15 protein-coding genes are annotated in these 16,184 nt (G+C 63.7%); 9 read left to right on the top strand and 6 right to left on the bottom strand.

Annotated elements, in window-relative coordinates; all coding sequences use genetic code 11:
- Window positions 1–92: 92 nt before the first annotated feature.
- Complete coding sequence (locus JQ635_RS00820) at window positions 93–776, bottom strand: helix-turn-helix domain-containing protein (protein WP_211407993.1); 684 nt, start codon at window positions 774–776, stop codon at window positions 93–95.
- Between the two features lie 305 nt (window positions 777–1,081).
- On the opposite strand from JQ635_RS00820, the gene JQ635_RS00815 reads away from it, so the two are divergent.
- Together JQ635_RS00815 and JQ635_RS00810 are read left to right on the top strand one after the other, a co-directional pair.
- Entirely contained in the window at window positions 1,082–1,705 is a 624-nt protein-coding gene (locus tag JQ635_RS00815) for a response regulator transcription factor (RefSeq protein ID WP_211407992.1), read from the top strand.
- A 157-nt stretch (window positions 1,706–1,862) separates the two neighbouring features.
- Window positions 1,863–2,225 carry a response regulator transcription factor gene (locus JQ635_RS00810; protein ID WP_349631830.1) on the top strand — a complete coding sequence of 121 codons (363 nt, stop codon included), beginning with the start codon at window positions 1,863–1,865 and terminating at the stop codon, window positions 2,223–2,225.
- A gap of 14 nt (window positions 2,226–2,239) precedes the next feature.
- Here the strand turns inward: JQ635_RS00810 and JQ635_RS00805 are convergent, their stop codons facing one another.
- The 3 genes from JQ635_RS00805 to JQ635_RS00795 are packed head-to-tail and all read right to left on the bottom strand — an operon-like array spanning window position 2,240 to window position 5,433.
- Window positions 2,240–2,824, bottom strand: coding sequence for an invasion associated locus B family protein (locus JQ635_RS00805; RefSeq protein ID WP_211407990.1), 585 nt, complete (start codon window positions 2,822–2,824; stop codon window positions 2,240–2,242).
- 22 nt (window positions 2,825–2,846) lie between these two features.
- Entirely contained in the window at window positions 2,847–3,734 is an 888-nt protein-coding gene (locus JQ635_RS00800; RefSeq protein ID WP_211407989.1) for an alpha/beta hydrolase family protein, read from the bottom strand.
- A 10-nt stretch (window positions 3,735–3,744) separates the two neighbouring features.
- On the bottom strand, window positions 3,745–5,433 hold the full coding sequence (locus JQ635_RS00795) for an aspartate:alanine exchanger family transporter (RefSeq protein ID WP_211407988.1): 1,689 nt from the start codon (window positions 5,431–5,433) through the stop codon (window positions 3,745–3,747).
- Between the two features lie 137 nt (window positions 5,434–5,570).
- Between JQ635_RS00795 and JQ635_RS00790 the strand changes: the two genes are divergently transcribed.
- From JQ635_RS00790 to JQ635_RS00770, 5 genes are all read left to right on the top strand, one after another.
- On the top strand, window positions 5,571–6,251 hold the full coding sequence (locus tag JQ635_RS00790; RefSeq protein ID WP_211407987.1) for a YoaK family protein: 681 nt from the start codon (window positions 5,571–5,573) through the stop codon (window positions 6,249–6,251).
- Complete coding sequence (locus tag JQ635_RS00785; protein WP_211407986.1) at window positions 6,248–7,951, top strand: SulP family inorganic anion transporter; 1,704 nt, start codon at window positions 6,248–6,250, stop codon at window positions 7,949–7,951. Before JQ635_RS00790 ends, JQ635_RS00785 begins: the two co-directional genes overlap by 4 nt.
- Window positions 7,952–8,102: 151 nt before the next feature.
- Complete coding sequence (locus tag JQ635_RS00780; RefSeq protein ID WP_211407985.1) at window positions 8,103–10,856, top strand: beta-eliminating lyase-related protein; 2,754 nt, start codon at window positions 8,103–8,105, stop codon at window positions 10,854–10,856.
- Between the two features lie 18 nt (window positions 10,857–10,874).
- Window positions 10,875–12,575, top strand: coding sequence for an aspartate:alanine exchanger family transporter (locus JQ635_RS00775; protein ID WP_211407984.1), 1,701 nt, complete (start codon window positions 10,875–10,877; stop codon window positions 12,573–12,575).
- 14 nt (window positions 12,576–12,589) lie between these two features.
- Window positions 12,590–13,024 (top strand): hypothetical protein, encoded by a 435-nt coding sequence (locus JQ635_RS00770; RefSeq protein ID WP_211407983.1) that lies wholly within the window; start codon window positions 12,590–12,592, stop codon window positions 13,022–13,024.
- A 54-nt stretch (window positions 13,025–13,078) separates the two neighbouring features.
- Here JQ635_RS00770 and ppk2 read toward each other — a convergent pair whose 3' ends face one another.
- Window positions 13,079–13,879 carry a polyphosphate kinase 2 gene (gene ppk2 / locus JQ635_RS00765; RefSeq protein WP_211407982.1) on the bottom strand — a complete coding sequence of 267 codons (801 nt, stop codon included), beginning with the start codon at window positions 13,877–13,879 and terminating at the stop codon, window positions 13,079–13,081.
- Window positions 13,880–13,905: 26 nt separating this feature from the next.
- Window positions 13,906–14,361: a hypothetical protein gene (locus JQ635_RS00760; RefSeq protein ID WP_211407981.1), complete on the bottom strand. Its 456-nt coding sequence runs from the start codon at window positions 14,359–14,361 to the stop codon at window positions 13,906–13,908.
- Window positions 14,362–14,525: 164 nt separating this feature from the next.
- On the opposite strand from JQ635_RS00760, the gene JQ635_RS00755 reads away from it, so the two are divergent.
- The gene (locus tag JQ635_RS00755; RefSeq protein WP_211408461.1) at window positions 14,526–14,948 is read left to right on the top strand and encodes a hypothetical protein; all 423 of its coding nucleotides are present in this window, start codon (window positions 14,526–14,528) and stop codon (window positions 14,946–14,948) included.
- A complete protein-coding gene (locus tag JQ635_RS00750; RefSeq protein WP_211407980.1) occupies window positions 14,941–16,173 on the top strand; it encodes an HlyD family secretion protein in 1,233 nt (410 codons plus the stop codon). Before JQ635_RS00755 ends, JQ635_RS00750 begins: the two co-directional genes overlap by 8 nt.
- The last annotated feature ends 11 nt before the right edge of the window (window positions 16,174–16,184 follow it).

Raw genomic sequence — 16,184 nt, 5'->3', positions numbered from 1 at the left:
GGTTGGCCGCGGATTCCCTGTTCGGCTTCTGCGCGCTGCTTGCGATCATCAACCCTTACGGGCTCGCCTTCATCTTCCAATGAGCCTGTCGCTCAGGGCTGAAGATCGAGGCTCGCGAGTTGGTCTCGGTCCAGGAGCACGATCTGGCGCTGCGTGTTGCCGATGAAGCCGAGGATGCCGAACTCGTGCAGCCGCGAGAGGGCGCGAGAGACGGTTTCCAGCGTCAGGCCGAGATAGTCGGCGATATCGCGCCGCGACATCGGCAGCGCGATGACACCCGTGGCGGTCAATCTCTTGTCCATTTCCAGCAGGAAAGCCGCGACCCGCTCCAGCGAGGTCTTGCGTCCGAGCAGCAGCATGTGATCTTCCGCATGCTGGAGATTGTTCGTGGTCATGCTGAGCAGGTTCCTGGCAACCATGGCATCGCTCTCGGCCACGATCTCGAGGCTCTGCCGCCTCACAAGGCGCACCGTGGTGTCGACGATCGCCTCGGCCGTGAAACGATGCTCGTTTCCGTTCTCCAGCCCGAAAATGTCGCCGGTCAGGTGAAACGCGCCGATCTGCCTGCGGCCGTCCGACAACAGCTTGTAGCTCCGCACCGCGCCGGATTTCACCTGGTAGACATATTCGGCGGGTTCCTTCTCGCCGTAGATCTCGGTGCCTTTCTTGTAGGAAAACTCAATTAAACTGATGAGCGCATTTGAATCGCTTGCCATGCCGAGGTCGCGAAGAGAGTTGGGACGCAGCGCGGAATCGGTGGTGATGCGAACGAACATGGGCCAGCTCCTCAGCTTGCCGTCGAATTGGTCTCTGAGACAAAAATCTCTTGCAGCGGAAATGCGCCGCGCAATCGCGCTCCCGTCGAGGTTGATTTACGACTAACGAGGTATTCCAATCCATTGTCCCAAGGGTCAATGTCCCAAGGGACAGCGGGGGGCGTTCGCTGCGCGGACTGAGAAAGACCTCGATGGAGGCCGGAAAGTATTTTGTTGCGAAGCAGATGTTTCGGTTTTTGAACCGTTGGCAACCACGCGGCCTCGGTTAAAGATTGCTGATTAATGTTTTTTACGCGAGGTAAATGGTGCCCGGTCTTGTCCACGTGGTCGATGACGACGCCTCGTTCCGGACGGCGATCGAGCGCCGGCTGAAGCTCGCCGGTTATGACGTCAAAACCTACGCATCGGCGCAGGACCTGCTGGACGCAGCGCTGGACGACGACCAGCCGGGATGCATCCTGCTCGACGTGCGCATACCGGGCTTGAGCGGCCCCGAACTGCAAAACCGCCTGATCGCGTCGGGCTCGACGTTGCCGATCATATTCCTGACGGGGCACGCCGACACGCCCACGACCGTGCAGGCCATCAAGGCGGGAGCGGAAGATTTCCTGACCAAGCCGGTCTCGTCGGAGCTGTTGCTCGATGCGATCGCGCGCGCACTGGCAAGGCAGGATGCCGCGCGCAGCCATCGCGGCAAGCTCGAAGCATTTCGCGCGCACCTTGCGACGCTGACGCAGCGCGAACGGCAGGTGTTCGATCTCATCGTCCGCGGCAAGATCAACAAGCAAATCGCATACGAACTCGGGACGACCGAGCGGACCGTGAAAGCGCATCGCCACCAGGTGATGGAGAAGATGCAGGTTCATTCGCTCGCCGAGCTCGTTTCAATCGCGGAGCGGCTTGGAATGCTGGATCCGAACGGCAGCTAGCTGTTTCGTTTCTCCGAATGCAGTTCCCGTGATGTCACTGCCCTAAAGGACAATATGAAGCGCATTGACGCGGTGCTGCCATGCGATTGCGGCACGCGTACTGGTTGCAGCCGCCACATCACCATCGTGCCGAGTCCCAGAGGTCGCCTTCTTGCCGATGCGCGAAGCAGTCTTCATCGTCGACGACGATCCATCCATGCGAGTCAGCATGAACAGGCTGCTGCGCGCGCACGGATTCGCCGTGACGTTGTTCGAGTCTGCGGAGGACTTGCTTGATCACGGCGATTTCGACAAGGCGATCTGCATCGTGCTCGACATCAATCTCGACGGCAAGTCGGGCCTCGATCTGCGCCGCAAGCTGGCGGAGGAGGGCGTCACGGCGCCAGTGATCTACATTACCGGCAATGACAGCCCGGTGAACCGTAATGCCGCGGTTGCGTCGGGTTGCGTCGCCTATCTGACAAAGCCGTTCACGGCGCAGTCATTGATCGAGTCGGTCACGCGTGCGGCTGCGGCTTAGCGCGGAAACGCCGGTCATTCGTCGACATACTGCTCCAGCATCTTCGTCGGTGCGCCCTTGCGGACCGAAGCGAACTGCGCGAGCGGCACCGATGTCGTCAGCGCCAGCAGGTTCGAATCGACGACCTCGAGCGCCAACGTCTTCCCGGACTCCATCGCCTTGATGATGCCCGCAGGCGCGACGTCAGCGGCGATGCAGGCGTTGGTCAGGCACCAGCTATAGGGAACATTGAAGGTGCTGCCCCCGTCGACCGACAGCTTGGCCGGTTGCTGCAGGTACATGCCGACCGGCACGAAGAGCTGCAGCCGAGCCGTCGGAGTGCCCTCGCGTTCGATCAGATCGATGCGCACAGCCATCTGGCCGGTCGGGAATGTCCCGGTGATGGTCGTCCGGCACAGCGTCAGCGCGCCGCCGGCCTTGAAGCAGAACTTCTGCCAATCACCGTAACTGATGTCCTTGGCTTCGCGCTGGCCGCGCGTGGCGACCTCGGATGGTTTATCGGCCCGTGCGGCTTTCGGCGCGGCGATGGCACGATATGTCGCAACGCCGACGACGGTGGCAACCAGCACGCCACAGAGACATTCACGGATGCTGAACATGGTTGCGTCTCCAGCGCAGGCTCTATTTCTGTGCGTCGAGAAATTTTGCCACCAACGGTGACCAGAGCGGGATTGCATCGGGTGAGCCGATGAAAAAATGCCCATCATTGCCGAATGGCGGCATCAGATGATATTCAGCGCGGCCGCCGGCGGCCGTGAAGGCCTGATACATGCGCTTCGAAAGATCGGGCCCGAAGAACGTGTCGTTCTCGATGTAGATCCACAGCATCGGCACCCGCGAGGTGCGGCCGAAATCCGCGGTGGCCTCGACCAGCCTGTCGGGCGCGCAATTGTTGTTGGGCTTGCCGCCGACGCGGCCGCCGCGGCCCGCAGCGAAGGTGATGACGGCCTTCACCTGCGGGGGATTGAGGCTCGACAGCGCGATCGAGGCCCAGCCGCCGGCGGACTGCCCGACCACGATCACGTCCCTGGGAATGATGCGCTTCTCGGCGGCCAGGTAGTCGATGATCCAGAGATCGACCTGCGCGACTGCAAGGCCAGCATCATGGAAGTTCGGATTGGTGCACTTGCCGACCTTGGAGAAGAACGGCCCGTAGAGCGCGCGCTCGGGAATGTCGATGGCGGCTGCGCCATACCCGCTGCCGACGGGTGCCACCACGAGATAGCCGCGCCTGGCGAACCATTTTGCGGCGTCACGGAATTCCACCAGCGGAAAGAAGCTCCGGTCAGTGGGGTTGAGCGAGACGCCGTGATTCATGATCACCAGCGGGAAGGGGCCATCGCCCACCGGGCGCACCAGATAGGCGAACATCGGCAGTGGCAGCGGCAGCGCCCAGATCTCCTCCTGGATGCGGATTTCGCCCTCGGCGCGAGCCGGCGCCACGAGGCCAGCGAGAAGGAGCAGGACGATTGCAAGGCGGTGGCGGATTGCGGGGAGATCAAAGCGCATTCTGGCCTCCTCAACCCGTGAACGTGGCGGCCACCACGATCGGGCCGAGCACGGTCAGGATGACGTTCCCAACGGCGTAGGGGACGGCGACGCCGAGCACCGGGGTCTGGCTCTCGGCCACGTCGCAGGCACCGGTGACGGCGGCATCGACCGTCATGGCGCCGGCTAGCGCACCGCAGGTCACGACCGGGTTCATGCGCAGCAGGTAATAGGCAACGAGGGTTCCGACCGTCATCGGAATCAGCGTGACGACGATGCCCATGCCGACCAGCAGGAGACCATGCGCCTGGATTGCCGACCAGGCGGCAAGCCCGTTGCCGAGTCCGACGGCCGCGATGAAGCCGCCGAGCCCGAGATCGCTCAGGGTCTGCTGTGCGGCCGGCGGCATCGCACCGATACCGGGCTTGCGCGTCCGCAGCCAGCCGCAGACAAGACCTGCGATCAATGCGCCGCCGCCGCCACCGAGCGTCAACGCGACAGTGCCGACCTTGAGGCTGGCAAGACCGGCCAGCAGACCGGCAGCGATGCCGACCGCAAGGAAGGCGATGTCGGTCCGGTCGCTGGTATTGAGGGCATGTCCCACCTGCACCGTGGCCCGTGCGATATTGCCGGTGCTGCCGACCAGTGTCATGACGTCACCGATATAGACCCGCGTGTCGGGGCCGAGCGGCACCTCACGCCCCATGCGCGTGAGCGCACGCAGGAAGACGCCGCGCGCATTGTCACCCAGCCGATCGACGATCTCGCGGAGTGAGCGGCCGTGCAGTTCGCGGTTCTCCACCAGCACCTCGATCACATTGCCAGGCAGATTGCGCAGCAACTCTCCCGCATCAATCTCGGCCCCCAGGATGGGCTTGGCGGCAACGATCGCTGCGGTCGGACCGGTGATGACGATGTCGTCGCCGGCCTCGAGCACAATGTCATGCCGCAGCTTGATGTCGGCTCCGCCGCGCACGATCCGCTCCACCACCGTGCGGCTGCCGATCTCCGCCTCGATCGCCGCGACGGTGCGGCCTGCGCCGGCCGAGATGCGATAGGCGCGGGCCTGGAATTTGCGATAGGACAGGTTTTCCGTCTTCGGCGGCGCACCGCCGGCGAGTTCGGCTTCGAGCTTCTTTGCTTCCACCTTCAGATCGATACGCATCAGCCGCGGCGCCACAAACGGCACGAACAGCAGCGTCAGGATGTAGCCGAGCACATAGGTCACGGCGTAGCCGGCCGCGATGTTGGCTTCCTGCTGCTTCAGCACGTCGCTGGGCAGACCGAGCTGCGCCAGTGCACCCGAGGCAGTACCGATCACGGAGGACTGGGTCAGCGCGCCGGCGGTCAGCCCCGCCGCGGTGCCCGCATCAAGCTTGAATGCATAGGCGAAGACGAGCACCAGGACGAGCCCGGTGACTCCGATCACCAGCGCCAGCACGACCTGCGCCAGGGTCCGAACGCTCAAGGAGGCGAAGAACTCCGGTCCCGAACGATAGCCGATGGTGAAGACGAACAGGCTGAACAGGATCGCCCTCAGGATCGGCGGGAACGTGAAACTTCCGAGCTGTCCGATCAGCACCGCGACGATCAGGATGCAGGCGGTGGTCCCGATCGAGAAGCCCCGGATCCTGATACGACCGAGGATGGTGCCGATCGCGATCGCCAGCAGCAGGAAGATTTCCGGTGCGGTGGTGATGATCCACCTGACGGTATCCATGGTCGCATTTCCCCCGGCGCATTGCGGCGGATTTGATTGGGCGCGCGGGAAGGTTGCTTGATCCAGATCAAGCCTTGCCGACGGCAAGCCGCCGCCAATGACGCGATGAAGAGTTCGCGACAGCCGCCATTGCCGACATGAGTACTCTGGACGTCGCAGCCGGCGCGATCCGCCGCGATGAGACGGTCGAAATCGTGCTGCTGCTCGCGTTCGCCGGAGGTTATATTGACGCCTATACCTGGATCATCCATGGCGTGATGGCCAATGCCCAGACCGCCAATGTGATCTTGCTCTGGGTCTACGCGATGGCCGGCGATTGGACGCAGGCAATTCACTTCGTGCCGCCGATCCTGGCCTTCACCGTCGGCATCGTGATCGCGGCCTGGCTGCGCCGTGTTGCCGGCGAACGGGCCCGCGCACTCAGTCTCCTCGTCGAGATCGTGTTTCTGATCACGGTCGGCATCCTGCACAACCGGCTCCCGGATCTGGCCGGCACACTTGGCATTTCCCTGGTCGCGGCGATGCAGGCAGCGATGTTTGTCAAGGTCGAGGGCTCCGTGTGCAGTACGGTGATGATCACCGGCAACATGCGTCAGTCCGTCGAAAACATCTTTGCGGTCGTTTATGGAGGGGCGCCGCTCGGCACGCTGCGCAAGTCGGCCATCTTCTTCGCACTGTGCGCGGTGTTCGGCTGCGGCGCGGCTGCCGGCGCCTTTGCCACCAAGGCCTTTCCCGACCTCGCGCTCGGCATTCCCGTGGTTGCGCTGCTGATCGTCCTGCTGCGCTGCGAAGCAACGCCACGTGAGGTGATCCGATGAACGCAACGCCTGATGCGAACTGGACGCGATTCTTTCCGCCGGCCGGCTGGCTCGCCGCCTACCGCGGCGAATGGTTGCCCTCCGACGCTGTCGCTGGAGTCACACTCGCCGCTTACGCCATCCCGGTCTCGCTGGCCTATGCGGCGCTCGCCGGCCTGCCGCCCCAGGTTGGCGTCTACGGCTACATGCTCGGCGGCCTCGGCTACGCCTTGCTCGGCTCATCGCGGCAGCTTGCGGTCGGCCCGACTTCCGCGATCTCCCTGATGATCGCCGGCACTGTCGGCGCGCTCGCGGGCGGCGACGCGGCGCGCTATGCGCAGATCGCGAGCCTTGCGGCGTTTGCAGTTGCGGTGCTGTGCTTCATCGCCTGGCTGTTCAGGCTCAGCGTGCTGGTGCGCCTCGTCAGTGACAGCATCCTGGTCGGCTTCAAGGCCGGGGCAGGGCTCACCATCATCATGAGCCAGTTGCCGAGCCTGCTCGGCGTCGCCGGTGGCGGCCGCAATTTCTTCGACCGTGCCATCAAGCTGATCGGGCAGCTCGGCCAGACCGATGCGCTGGTGCTGACGATCGGCGCGGTCGCACTGCTGCTCCTGCTGTTCGGGGAACGCCGGCTGCCGGGCAAGCCGGTCGGCATCACCATCGTCGCGCTGGCGATCCTGGTGGCGACCGTCCTCGGCTTTGCGGCGATGGGTGTGCCCGTTACCGGGAAGATACCGGAGGGGTTGCCGGCAGTGGGGATGCCGACATTCGGCCTGCTGGAGTTCGACGATCTGTTTCCGCTCGCCGCCGGCTGCGTGCTGCTGGCCTATATCGAAGGTGTCTCCGCCGCTCGCAGCTTTGCCGCCAAGCACGGCTATGCGCTCGACGTGCGGCAGGAATTTCTGGGGTTGGGGGCCGCGAACCTGGCTACGGCCTTCGGCCACGGCTATCCCGTCGCCGGCGGCCTGTCGCAATCCGCCGTCAACGACAGCGCCGGCGCGCGAACGCCGCTGGCGCTGGTGATCTGCTCGGCGACCCTTGGGCTCTGCCTGCTGTTCTTTACAGGACTATTGACCAATTTGCCCAAGGCGGTGCTCGCAGCCATCGTCTTTGCCGCGGTCTACAAGCTCGTGGATATCGGCGCACTGATGCGGATGTGGCAGGTCAGCCGCATCGATTTCCTTGCCGCGTCCATCGCGCTGGTCTCGGTGCTGCTGCTCGGCATTCTCCAGGGCGTCCTGCTGGCGTCGATTGCCTCGATCTTCCTGCTTCTGGCGCGGGCCTCGCGGCCGAACGTGGCGTTTCTCGGCCGGCTGCCGGGCAGCGGCCGCTATTCCGACAGCGCCAGGCATGAGGACGTCGAGCCACTGGTCAGCGTCATCGCGTTCCGCCCCGAAGCCTCGCTGCTCTACATCAATGCCGAGACGGTTCTCGATGCTGTCCTGGTCGCGCTGCGGGGCTCCGCCGGCATCAGACTGGTTGCCTGCGACCTTTCGGCATCGCCCTATATCGATCTCGCCGGCGCGGGCATGCTGCGCGATCTGAGCGATGAGCTTGCCGCGCGCCGGATCAGCTTCTGCATTGTCGGCGCGCACGCGCAGTTGCGCGATCTGCTGCGCGCCGAGGGTTTGGCGGAAAAGACCGACAGTAGCCAGTGGCTGCGCTCACTCGACAGCGTCCTCGGCGAAGATCATGCCGGAGCTACGCCACGCTCCGCCTGACGCGGCGTGCTGCGTTGCAAAGATCATCGACTGCGGAACGCCAGTCCACCATAACGCGCGACCGTTGACTTGGATCAATGGAGCCCCTCGCGCCGCACTCACGATCCGCCATCACCTTCACCCAGTGGCCGGCACCGATCGGGAGAGAGCCATGTCCAAGGACACCAAGCCCGCACAGAAGCGCATCGACCAGTTCTTCTCCGGCCCCGGCGCCCGGGCGGACGATTGGCGTGACCTGGTGGAGGCCGCGAAAGTCTGGGCTCGCGGCGGCAATCGCGCGGCCTATGACGCGGCGCTGGCCGAGCTCTCGGTCACGGAGGAGTATCACGGTTATCCCGGTCTGCAACTGATGGCGGCGCTGCGCGAAGCAGCAGTCGCCGAGGACGGCGCGACGTCGTTCGCCCTTGCGACAAGGATTGCCCAGGCGCTGGCGACGCGATCTTTCCGTCAGCATGCCGGCGACTGGAGCGCAAAGGATGACGGCAATGGCGATGCGCCCGAGCTGGTGCCGCCGAGCTTCGGCGCGCATACGGCCCGCCGGCCTTATTTCGAGACCCTGATCGTCACCGGCGTATCATCCAGCCAATGGCCGGCACTGGCCGCGGAATGGCGCAAGCTGCGGCGCCCGCTCGACGGTTTCATTTATGAGCCCGTCATCGTCGGCAGCCTGGAGGATGCCTTCTGCGCGACGTTGCTCAATCCGAACATCGCAGCCGTCGTTATCAACGAGGGCTTTGGCCTGCGTTCGCGGCACAATGCCCCGGTGCTCCGCTCGATCATGGCCGCGTCCGGTCTCAACGACGAAACCGACGCGTCCGCGCTGCGGCTCGCGCAGATCATCAAGCGCATCAGGCCCGAGCTCGATCTCTACATGATCTCGAACCGCGATGTGGAGGAGCTCGCCGGCAATCCCGAGGCCAACGTCGTCCGTCGCATCTTCTATTCGGTCGAGGAGCTGCTGGAGCTTCATCTGTCGATCCTCGAAGGCATCCAGAACCGCTACGACACGCCGTTCTTCGACAATCTCAAGAAATACGCCCAGCGTCCGATCGGCACATTCCACGCGCTGCCGATCGCCCGCGGCAAGTCGATCTTCAAGTCCGACTGGATCCGCGACATGGGCGAGTTCTATGGCCCGAACCTGTTCCTGGCCGAGAGCAGCGCCACCACCGGCGGCCTCGACAGCATGCTGGAGCCGACCGGCAACATCAAGAAGGCGCAGGAGAAGGCGGCGAGGGCGCTCGGCGCCGATCGCGTCTTTTTCGTCACCAACGGCACCTCGACGTCCAACAAGATGGCAGTGCAGGCGCTGCTCGCGCCCGGCGACATCGCGATCGTCGACCGCAACTGCCACAAGTCGCATCACTACGGCATGGTGCTGGCCGGAGCGCAACCGCTCTACGTCGAAGCCTTCCCGATGACGGAATATTCGATGTATGGCGCCGTGCCGCTGAAGACGATCAAGCAGGCACTCTTGAACGCCAAGGCCGACGGCCGCCTCGACCGCGTCAAGATGATCGACCTGACCAATTGCACCTTCGACGGCCACATCTACAACACCCGCCGGGTGATGGAGGAATGCCTCGCCATCAAGCCCGATCTGATCTTCCTGTGGGACGAGGCCTGGTTCGGCTTCGCGCGCTTCTCGCCGTTCCTGCGCCGCCGCACTGGCCTCGGCGCCGCCAACGAGATCGAGGCGTGGATGCGCGATCCGAGGTCGGTCGCGGCCTATGAGAAGCAGCAGGCCGAGCTCGGCAAGAATCCGTCGAACGAGATGCTGCTCAAGATCCGGCTGATCCCCGATCCGCGCCAGATTCGGCTGCGCGTCTACCAGACCAACTCGACCCACAAGTCGATGTCGGCGATCCGCCAGGGCTCGATGCTTTCGGTCAAGGACGTCGAATTCCACACGGTCGAGCAGCAATTCAAGGAGGCGGTGTTTACCCATGCCTCGACCAGTCCGAACCAGCAGCTGATCGCCAGCCTCGATATCTCGCGGCGGCAGATGGAGCTGGAGGGTTATGGCCTCGTCGCCAATGCGATCGAGATCGCGCTCGCGATCCGCCAGGCGGTCAACAACAATCCGCTGATCTCGAAATATTTCCGCATCCTCGGTGCCGACGCCATGGTGCCCGCGCAATACCGCCAGACCGGCTTCACCGATTATCTCGCCGCCGGTGTGAACTGGGCGAATACGCTGAAGAGCCTGGACGAGGACGAATTCTGCCTCGACCCGACCCGGATGACGCTGGTCTGCGGGACCGCGGGGTTCGACGGAACCCAGTTCAAGGGCGTTCTGGCCAGCGAGTACGACATCCAGGTCAACAAGACCTCGCGCAATTCGGTGCTGGTCCAGTCCAACATCAACAACACCCGCAGCGACGTCGCGCATCTCGTTCGCGTGCTCGCCGAGATTGCGGGCGAGATCGACCGCGGCCTTGCCCACGGCGGCGCCAATGCCAGGAAGAGCTTCGAGGCGCGGGTCACAAGCCTCATGAAGGATGTGCCCGATCTGCCGAACTTCTCGCATTTCCACCCGAGCTTCCGCGGCGATGCCGGCACCAAGACCAACGAAGGCGACATCCGCAGCGGCTTCTACGCAGCCTATGACGTTGCCGGCTGTGAGCACATCCGCCTCAACGATCCCGAGATCGACCGGCGTCTGAAGGCCGGGCCGGAGCTGGTCTCCGCCAATTTCGTGATCCCGTATCCGCCGGGCTTCCCGATCATGGTGCCGGGCCAGGTCATCACCCAGGAAACCATCGACTTCATGCGCAAGCTCGATGTGAAGGAGATCCATGGCTACGACGCCAAGGAGGGATTGAAGCTCGTGCGCGCGGAAGCCCTGGCGAAACTCGGCCGGCCGAAGCCCGGCGCTCAGCCGAAGCTGAAGGCCGCGTCATAAGGCTTGGAGGGGACGAACATGCAGGCGTTCTTCACGTTCCTGCAGCAGAACCCGTATCTGCTGCTGTTCTTCGTCGTCGGCCTCGCCGTCTATATCGGGCGGGCCAGTATCAAGGGCTATGGCCTCGGCATGGTCGCCGGCGCCATCGTGGTCGGTGCCGGCCTGTCGGTGTGGGCCTCCACCTATGGCGTGAAGCTCGAGCTGAACAATTTCGCCAAGAGCCTGTTCTACTATCTCTTCATGTACGGCGTGGGCCTGCGGGTCGGTCCGTCCTTCGTCAACAGCCTGAAGGGCGACGGCCTCAAATTCTGTCTGCTCGCCGTGGTGTCGAGCGTCATTGGCCTCGCGCTTGTCGTGATCGGCGCCAGGATGTTCTCGCTGCCGCCCGGTGCGGCCGGCGGCATGCTGGCGGGATCGCAGACCATGTCGGCGGCGATCGGTTCGGCCGAGCAGGCCGTCACCTCCGGCGTCGTCAAACTGCCTGATGGGATGAAGCCCGAGGAAGCCTCGGGCATGATCGCGCTGTCCTACGGCATCACCTATATCTGGGGCACCGTCGGCATCATCCTGATCTGCAAATATCTGCCGCGCTGGTGGGGCGTCGATGCGAAGGCCGCCGCCAAGCAGTATGAGACGGAATTCGGTGTCAAGGATCTCGAAGGCGGCGGCCTGACCGGCTATCGCCAGTTCGGTCTGCGTGCCTATCGGCTGGAAAATCCGGCGACCGTCGGAATGACCATCGCGAAATTCCGCGCGGTCAATCCGGAATACCGCATCGTCAATGTGGGGCGGAGCGGCGTGCCGCAAGGGGCCGATCCCGAACTCGTGCTGCAGAAGGGCGACATCGTCGCGCTCGGCGGCGCGACCGAGCATCTCACCGAGAAGATGGGCCTGATCGGACCGGAGGTCGCCGACGCCAAGACGCTGGGCATTCCCATGGACCAGGCGGAGATCCTCATCACCAACAAGGAGATGGTGGGGCGCACCTTCGAGTCCTTCCGCGATACCGCGATCGCTGGTCAGTTGCAGGTCACCAAGGTCGAGCGCGGCGGCGTGCAGATTCCGGCCGGTCTCAAGACCAAGCTGGAGCGCATGGACATCGTCTCGGTGGTCGGCCTGAAGTCCGCCGTCAGCGAGCTCGGCGAGATGTGGGGTCGCATTGCGCGGTCCAACACGTCCACCGATCTACTGACGCTGGCTGTCGGCATGATCATCGGCTTCCTGATCGGCAAGATCGAATTCCCGGCGTTCGGCGCCAAGGTCGGCCTCGGCAATGCCGGCGGCCTCTTGCTGTCCGGCGTGATCGTGTCGTCGGTCGTGTCGCGCCTTCGCTTCTTCGGCAACACGCCGAATGCGGCGCGGAACGTGCTGGAGGATCTCGGCCTCGTCGTCTTCGTCGCCATCGTCGGCATCAATGCCGGCGCGGGACTTCTGGCGCAGCTCACCGGCGCGGTCGCCTTGAAGATCTTCCTGGTCGGCTTCATCGCCTGCACGATTCCGCCCTTCATCGTCTGGGCGATCGGCTACCACGTCTTCAAGATCAATCCGGCGGTGCTGATGGGCGGCGTCGCCGGCGCTCGCTCGCATTCCGGGCCGGCCCGCGAGGCGGCCGTCGAAATCCAGAGCTCGGTACCCTGGATCGGATTCCCGGTCGGCTACGCCGTCTCGGGCATCCTGCTCACCGTGTTTGGCTACTTCGCCATGATCCTGGCTCAATAGGGGAAAGAAAAATCATGAGAAAGTTCACCATCGGCGCTGTCCTGGTCGCCTCGCTCGCAGCCATTTCCGGTTTCAGCACGCCTTCGCGTGCCGAGACCGGTGAGGTCGCGGTCGTCTTCACCAAGGGCGGATTCATCGTCGGCGTCGGCGGCGGGGAGGGCGTGCTGCTTCTGAGAGGCAAGAAATATCCCTTCACCGTATCAGGCATGAGTGTCGGTTTCACGGTTGGAGCCTCGACCACGAAGTTCGTCGGCCGGGCTCTCAATCTGAAGGGGCCGGCGTCCATCGAAGGCTCCTATGCGGCGGGCGGAGCAGGCGGCGCCGTTGCCGCCGGAGCCGGCGCCGTGCAGTTGCAGAACGCCAATGGCGTAATCCTGCAGCTCAGCGGTCCCCGGGTCGGCGCCGAAGTGTCGGCCGCAGTCGGCGGCGTGACGATCCGGCTGAAATAATCCGGAAGGAGGCCTGGCGTAGACGGGCTGCGTCACCGCAGCCCGTTTCTCATCTCAGTACCGCTCTTCGACGAACTTAAGTCCGCGCAAGCTGGCCTGGTCGTTATAGCGGCCCTTGTCCGACCGCGGCGGCAGCTTGACCTTCTCGCGCTTGACCTTCTTGTAGGGGATCGTTCTCAGGATGTGCGAGATGACGTTGAGCCGCGCGCGCCGCTTGTCGTCGGAGCGGATCAGTCGCCACGGCGCATGTTTGGTGTCGGTCGCCTCGAACATCATGTCGCGCGCACGCGAATAATCGTACCAACGCCCGAACGACTCGGTGTCCATCGGACTCAGCTTCCACTGCCGCAAGGGATCCTCGATGCGCGCCATGAATCGGCGTTCCTGCTCCTCCATCCCGACCTCGAGCCAGAGCTTGATCAGGATGATGCCGGCGTCGACGGCGAATTTCTCGACCAGCGGGCACAGTTCCAGGAAACGCTTGTGCTCGGCCGGTGAGCAGAAGCCCATCACATATTCGACGCCGGCGCGATTGTACCAGCTGCGGTCGAAGATCACGATTTCGCCGCCGGCCGGGTATTGCTCGATATAGCGCTGCAGGAACAGCTGGGACTTTTGCCGGTCGGAGGGCGCGGGCAGGGCGCAGACACGAAACACGCGCGGGCTCACCTTCTCGGTCAACGCCTTGATGGTGCCGCCCTTGCCGGCGGCATCGCGTCCCTCGAAAATGATGATCACCTTCAGTTTCTGGGCCCTGACCCAGTCCTGGAGATGGCACAGCTCGACCTGGAGCTTTTCCAGCTCCTTTTCGTAGTCCTTCCGCTTCATCCGCTCGGCAGAATCGTCCTTGCCCATGCCCGTCCTTCCGCTGCTGGCGGGCGCTACTCGCCGCCCCATGAAATGGTCACGCCGATGTCGCCGGGCACGCCGCCCGGAAAATCGATGATCTGATAGGCGATGCGATAGCCGCGCGGCTTCAGATAGTCGGTCCAGAGCTGGAAGATCTCCTTGGGAATGCCGGTCAGCGTGTTCTCCCAGCCCTTTTCCATCTGGTTGATGGCGCGTCCCTTGTCGGTGCAGAGCGTGTTGGGGAAACGGTAGACCAGGACCTCGGTGAGCCCGTTTCGCACCGCACGCTGGATGATCGTCGAGGCGAGCTTGATCTTCTCCTCCTCGGTCTTGCCGGAAGGCTTGCTCAGTCGCTCGATCAGAGCCAGCTTCTCGGCTTCGGCCGCCGCAGCGAGGCGGACATACTCTTCCGCCTTCTCGGCCTCCTTGAGCGCGGCCTCTTTGCGGATCTGCGTGGCACTGGGAATGAGTTCGTCGAGGCCAGGCATGGCAGCGGCTCCCTTTGATTGTGCAATCGGCTTTGGGGGACGCTAGGTCCGGCATTGGGCGTTCCCTTGATTCAAATCAAGCAAATTGGGAAGCTACCTGAACACAGTGCCGCAAGAGCACGTTCGCTGACCGGGAGAGACGTTTGAGCGACCAGCTTCATCCGATGGCTCCGCACCATTTGCCGTTCTATCTCGCGCCGGGAAGCGGTACCGATACGCTCATGGTGGTGATGGGCGTATTTCTGATCGGCACGGTGCTCTGGGTCGGCACGCTCTATTGGAAGCTCCACAGCCTACCGGAACGGATGGCGCACAAGTCGCAGAAGCTTCAATTCGAGTTCGTCGCCGTGCTCGGCCTGATATCGCTGTTCACGCACATGCACATTTTCTGGATCGCGGGCCTGCTGCTTGCGATGATCGATATCCCGGATTTCGGAACGCCGCTGCGCAGCATTGCCGGGTCCGTCGAGAAGATCGCCGACGCAACGCCGGCTGCCGATGGCGGAGAAATCCCGACCGAGGCGGCGGCGCCGACGCCTCCAGCAGACGAGCCGAAACCCGCGAAGAAGGAGCACAGCCATGTTTGAGCTGATGTTCTGTTCACTGCTGACGATCCTGCCCGACTATCTCTACCGCCGTTACGTTCAGGGCAAACGCTTCGGCAAGGAGATCACCTTCTTCTCCATTTGGTACGAACTGCGATGGGGCATCACCGGCTGCCTGATGCTGACGGTGTCGCTGATCACGATGATCTTCTACTTCCACCCGGCGACATCGTCGGCGACGTTGTATTACCGCACCATGCCGATCCTGCCCGAAGGCTCCGGCCGTGTTGCCGAGGTCAAGGTCGGGTTCAGCGCGCCCGTGAAGAAGGGCGATGTGCTGTTCACGCTCGACACCTCGAAGCAGCAGGCGGCATTCGAGACGGCCAAGCGAAAAGTTGCGGAGGTCGATGCCGCCATGCAGACGGCGCAGGCCGATGTGGTCAAGGCCGAGGCGCAGATCGGGGAGGCGAAAGCCAACTACCAGCAGGCCAAGGACGAGCTCGAGGTCAAGACCGAGCTCCAGCGCCGCAACCCCGGCATCGTTCCACAGCGTGATATCGAAAAGCTCCAGGTCCTGGTCGATCAGCGCCAGGCCGGTGTCGATGCCGCAACCGCCGCGAAGCAATCCGCATCCTTGCAGGTCTCCATCCTGCTGCCGGCTCAAAAGGCCAGCGCCGAGGCCGCGCGCGACCAAGCCCAGGTCGATCTCGACAAGACCGTCGTCCGTGCCGGTGTTGACGGACGGGTCGAGCAGTTCCTGGTTCGCCCCGGCGACGTCGTCAACCAGCTGATGCGCCCGGCCGGCGTCCTGATTCCGGAAGAAGCCGGCCGAAAGATTCTTCAGGCCGGCTTCGGCCAGATCGAGGCGCAGGTGATGAAGACGGGCATGGTGGCGGAGGCGAGCTGCATATCCAAGCCGTGGGTGATCATCCCGATGGTGATCACGACCGTGCAGGACTACATCGCAGCCGGGCAATTCCGGTCCGGCGAGCAACTGCTGGAAGCGCAGAATGCCGTTCGTCCCGGCACGATCCTCGTATTCCTGGAGCCGCTCTACAAGGGAGGGCTCGAGGGCGTGACGCCGGGCTCGAGCTGCATCGTCAATGCCTACACCAGCAACCACGAGGAAATTTCCGCCAAGGATACTCCGACGAGCCGGAAGATCGCGCTGCACGTCGTGGATGGCGTCGGGCTTGTGCACGCATTGCTGCTGCGCATCCAGGCGCTGTTGCTACCGATCCAGACACTCGTGCTGAGCGGCCATTGAACGGCGAGAGG

Origin of the sequence: Bradyrhizobium iriomotense, from assembly GCF_018130765.1 — a bacterium.
GTDB classification, from domain to species: Bacteria; Pseudomonadota; Alphaproteobacteria; order Rhizobiales; family Xanthobacteraceae; genus Bradyrhizobium; species Bradyrhizobium iriomotense_A.
The sequence above is the reverse complement of the archived record's forward strand: the minus strand, read 5'-3'. Positions and strand labels throughout refer to the sequence as shown.

Bases quoted from the DNA above. Each gene is read 5' to 3' on its own strand.
- JQ635_RS00785 (WP_211407986.1), top strand. From the start codon at position 6,248: ATGAACGCAACGCCTGATGCGAACTGGACGCGATTCTTTCCGCCGGCC.
- JQ635_RS00755 (WP_211408461.1), top strand. From the start codon at position 14,526: ATGGCTCCGCACCATTTGCCGTTCTATCTCGCGCCGGGAAGCGGTACC.
- JQ635_RS00805 (WP_211407990.1), bottom strand. From the start codon at position 2,824: ATGTTCAGCATCCGTGAATGTCTCTGTGGCGTGCTGGTTGCCACCGTC.
- JQ635_RS00800 (WP_211407989.1), bottom strand. From the start codon at position 3,734: ATGCGCTTTGATCTCCCCGCAATCCGCCACCGCCTTGCAATCGTCCTG.
- JQ635_RS00795 (WP_211407988.1), bottom strand. From the start codon at position 5,433: ATGGATACCGTCAGGTGGATCATCACCACCGCACCGGAAATCTTCCTG.
- JQ635_RS00820 (WP_211407993.1), bottom strand. From the start codon at position 776: ATGTTCGTTCGCATCACCACCGATTCCGCGCTGCGTCCCAACTCTCTT.
- JQ635_RS00775 (WP_211407984.1), top strand. From the start codon at position 10,875: ATGCAGGCGTTCTTCACGTTCCTGCAGCAGAACCCGTATCTGCTGCTG.
- JQ635_RS00770 (WP_211407983.1), top strand. From the start codon at position 12,590: ATGAGAAAGTTCACCATCGGCGCTGTCCTGGTCGCCTCGCTCGCAGCC.
- JQ635_RS00760 (WP_211407981.1), bottom strand. From the start codon at position 14,361: ATGCCTGGCCTCGACGAACTCATTCCCAGTGCCACGCAGATCCGCAAA.
- ppk2 (WP_211407982.1), bottom strand. From the start codon at position 13,879: ATGGGCAAGGACGATTCTGCCGAGCGGATGAAGCGGAAGGACTACGAA.
- JQ635_RS00780 (WP_211407985.1), top strand. From the start codon at position 8,103: ATGTCCAAGGACACCAAGCCCGCACAGAAGCGCATCGACCAGTTCTTC.
- JQ635_RS00810 (WP_349631830.1), top strand. From the start codon at position 1,863: ATGCGCGAAGCAGTCTTCATCGTCGACGACGATCCATCCATGCGAGTC.
- JQ635_RS00750 (WP_211407980.1), top strand. From the start codon at position 14,941: ATGTTTGAGCTGATGTTCTGTTCACTGCTGACGATCCTGCCCGACTAT.
- JQ635_RS00790 (WP_211407987.1), top strand. From the start codon at position 5,571: ATGAGTACTCTGGACGTCGCAGCCGGCGCGATCCGCCGCGATGAGACG.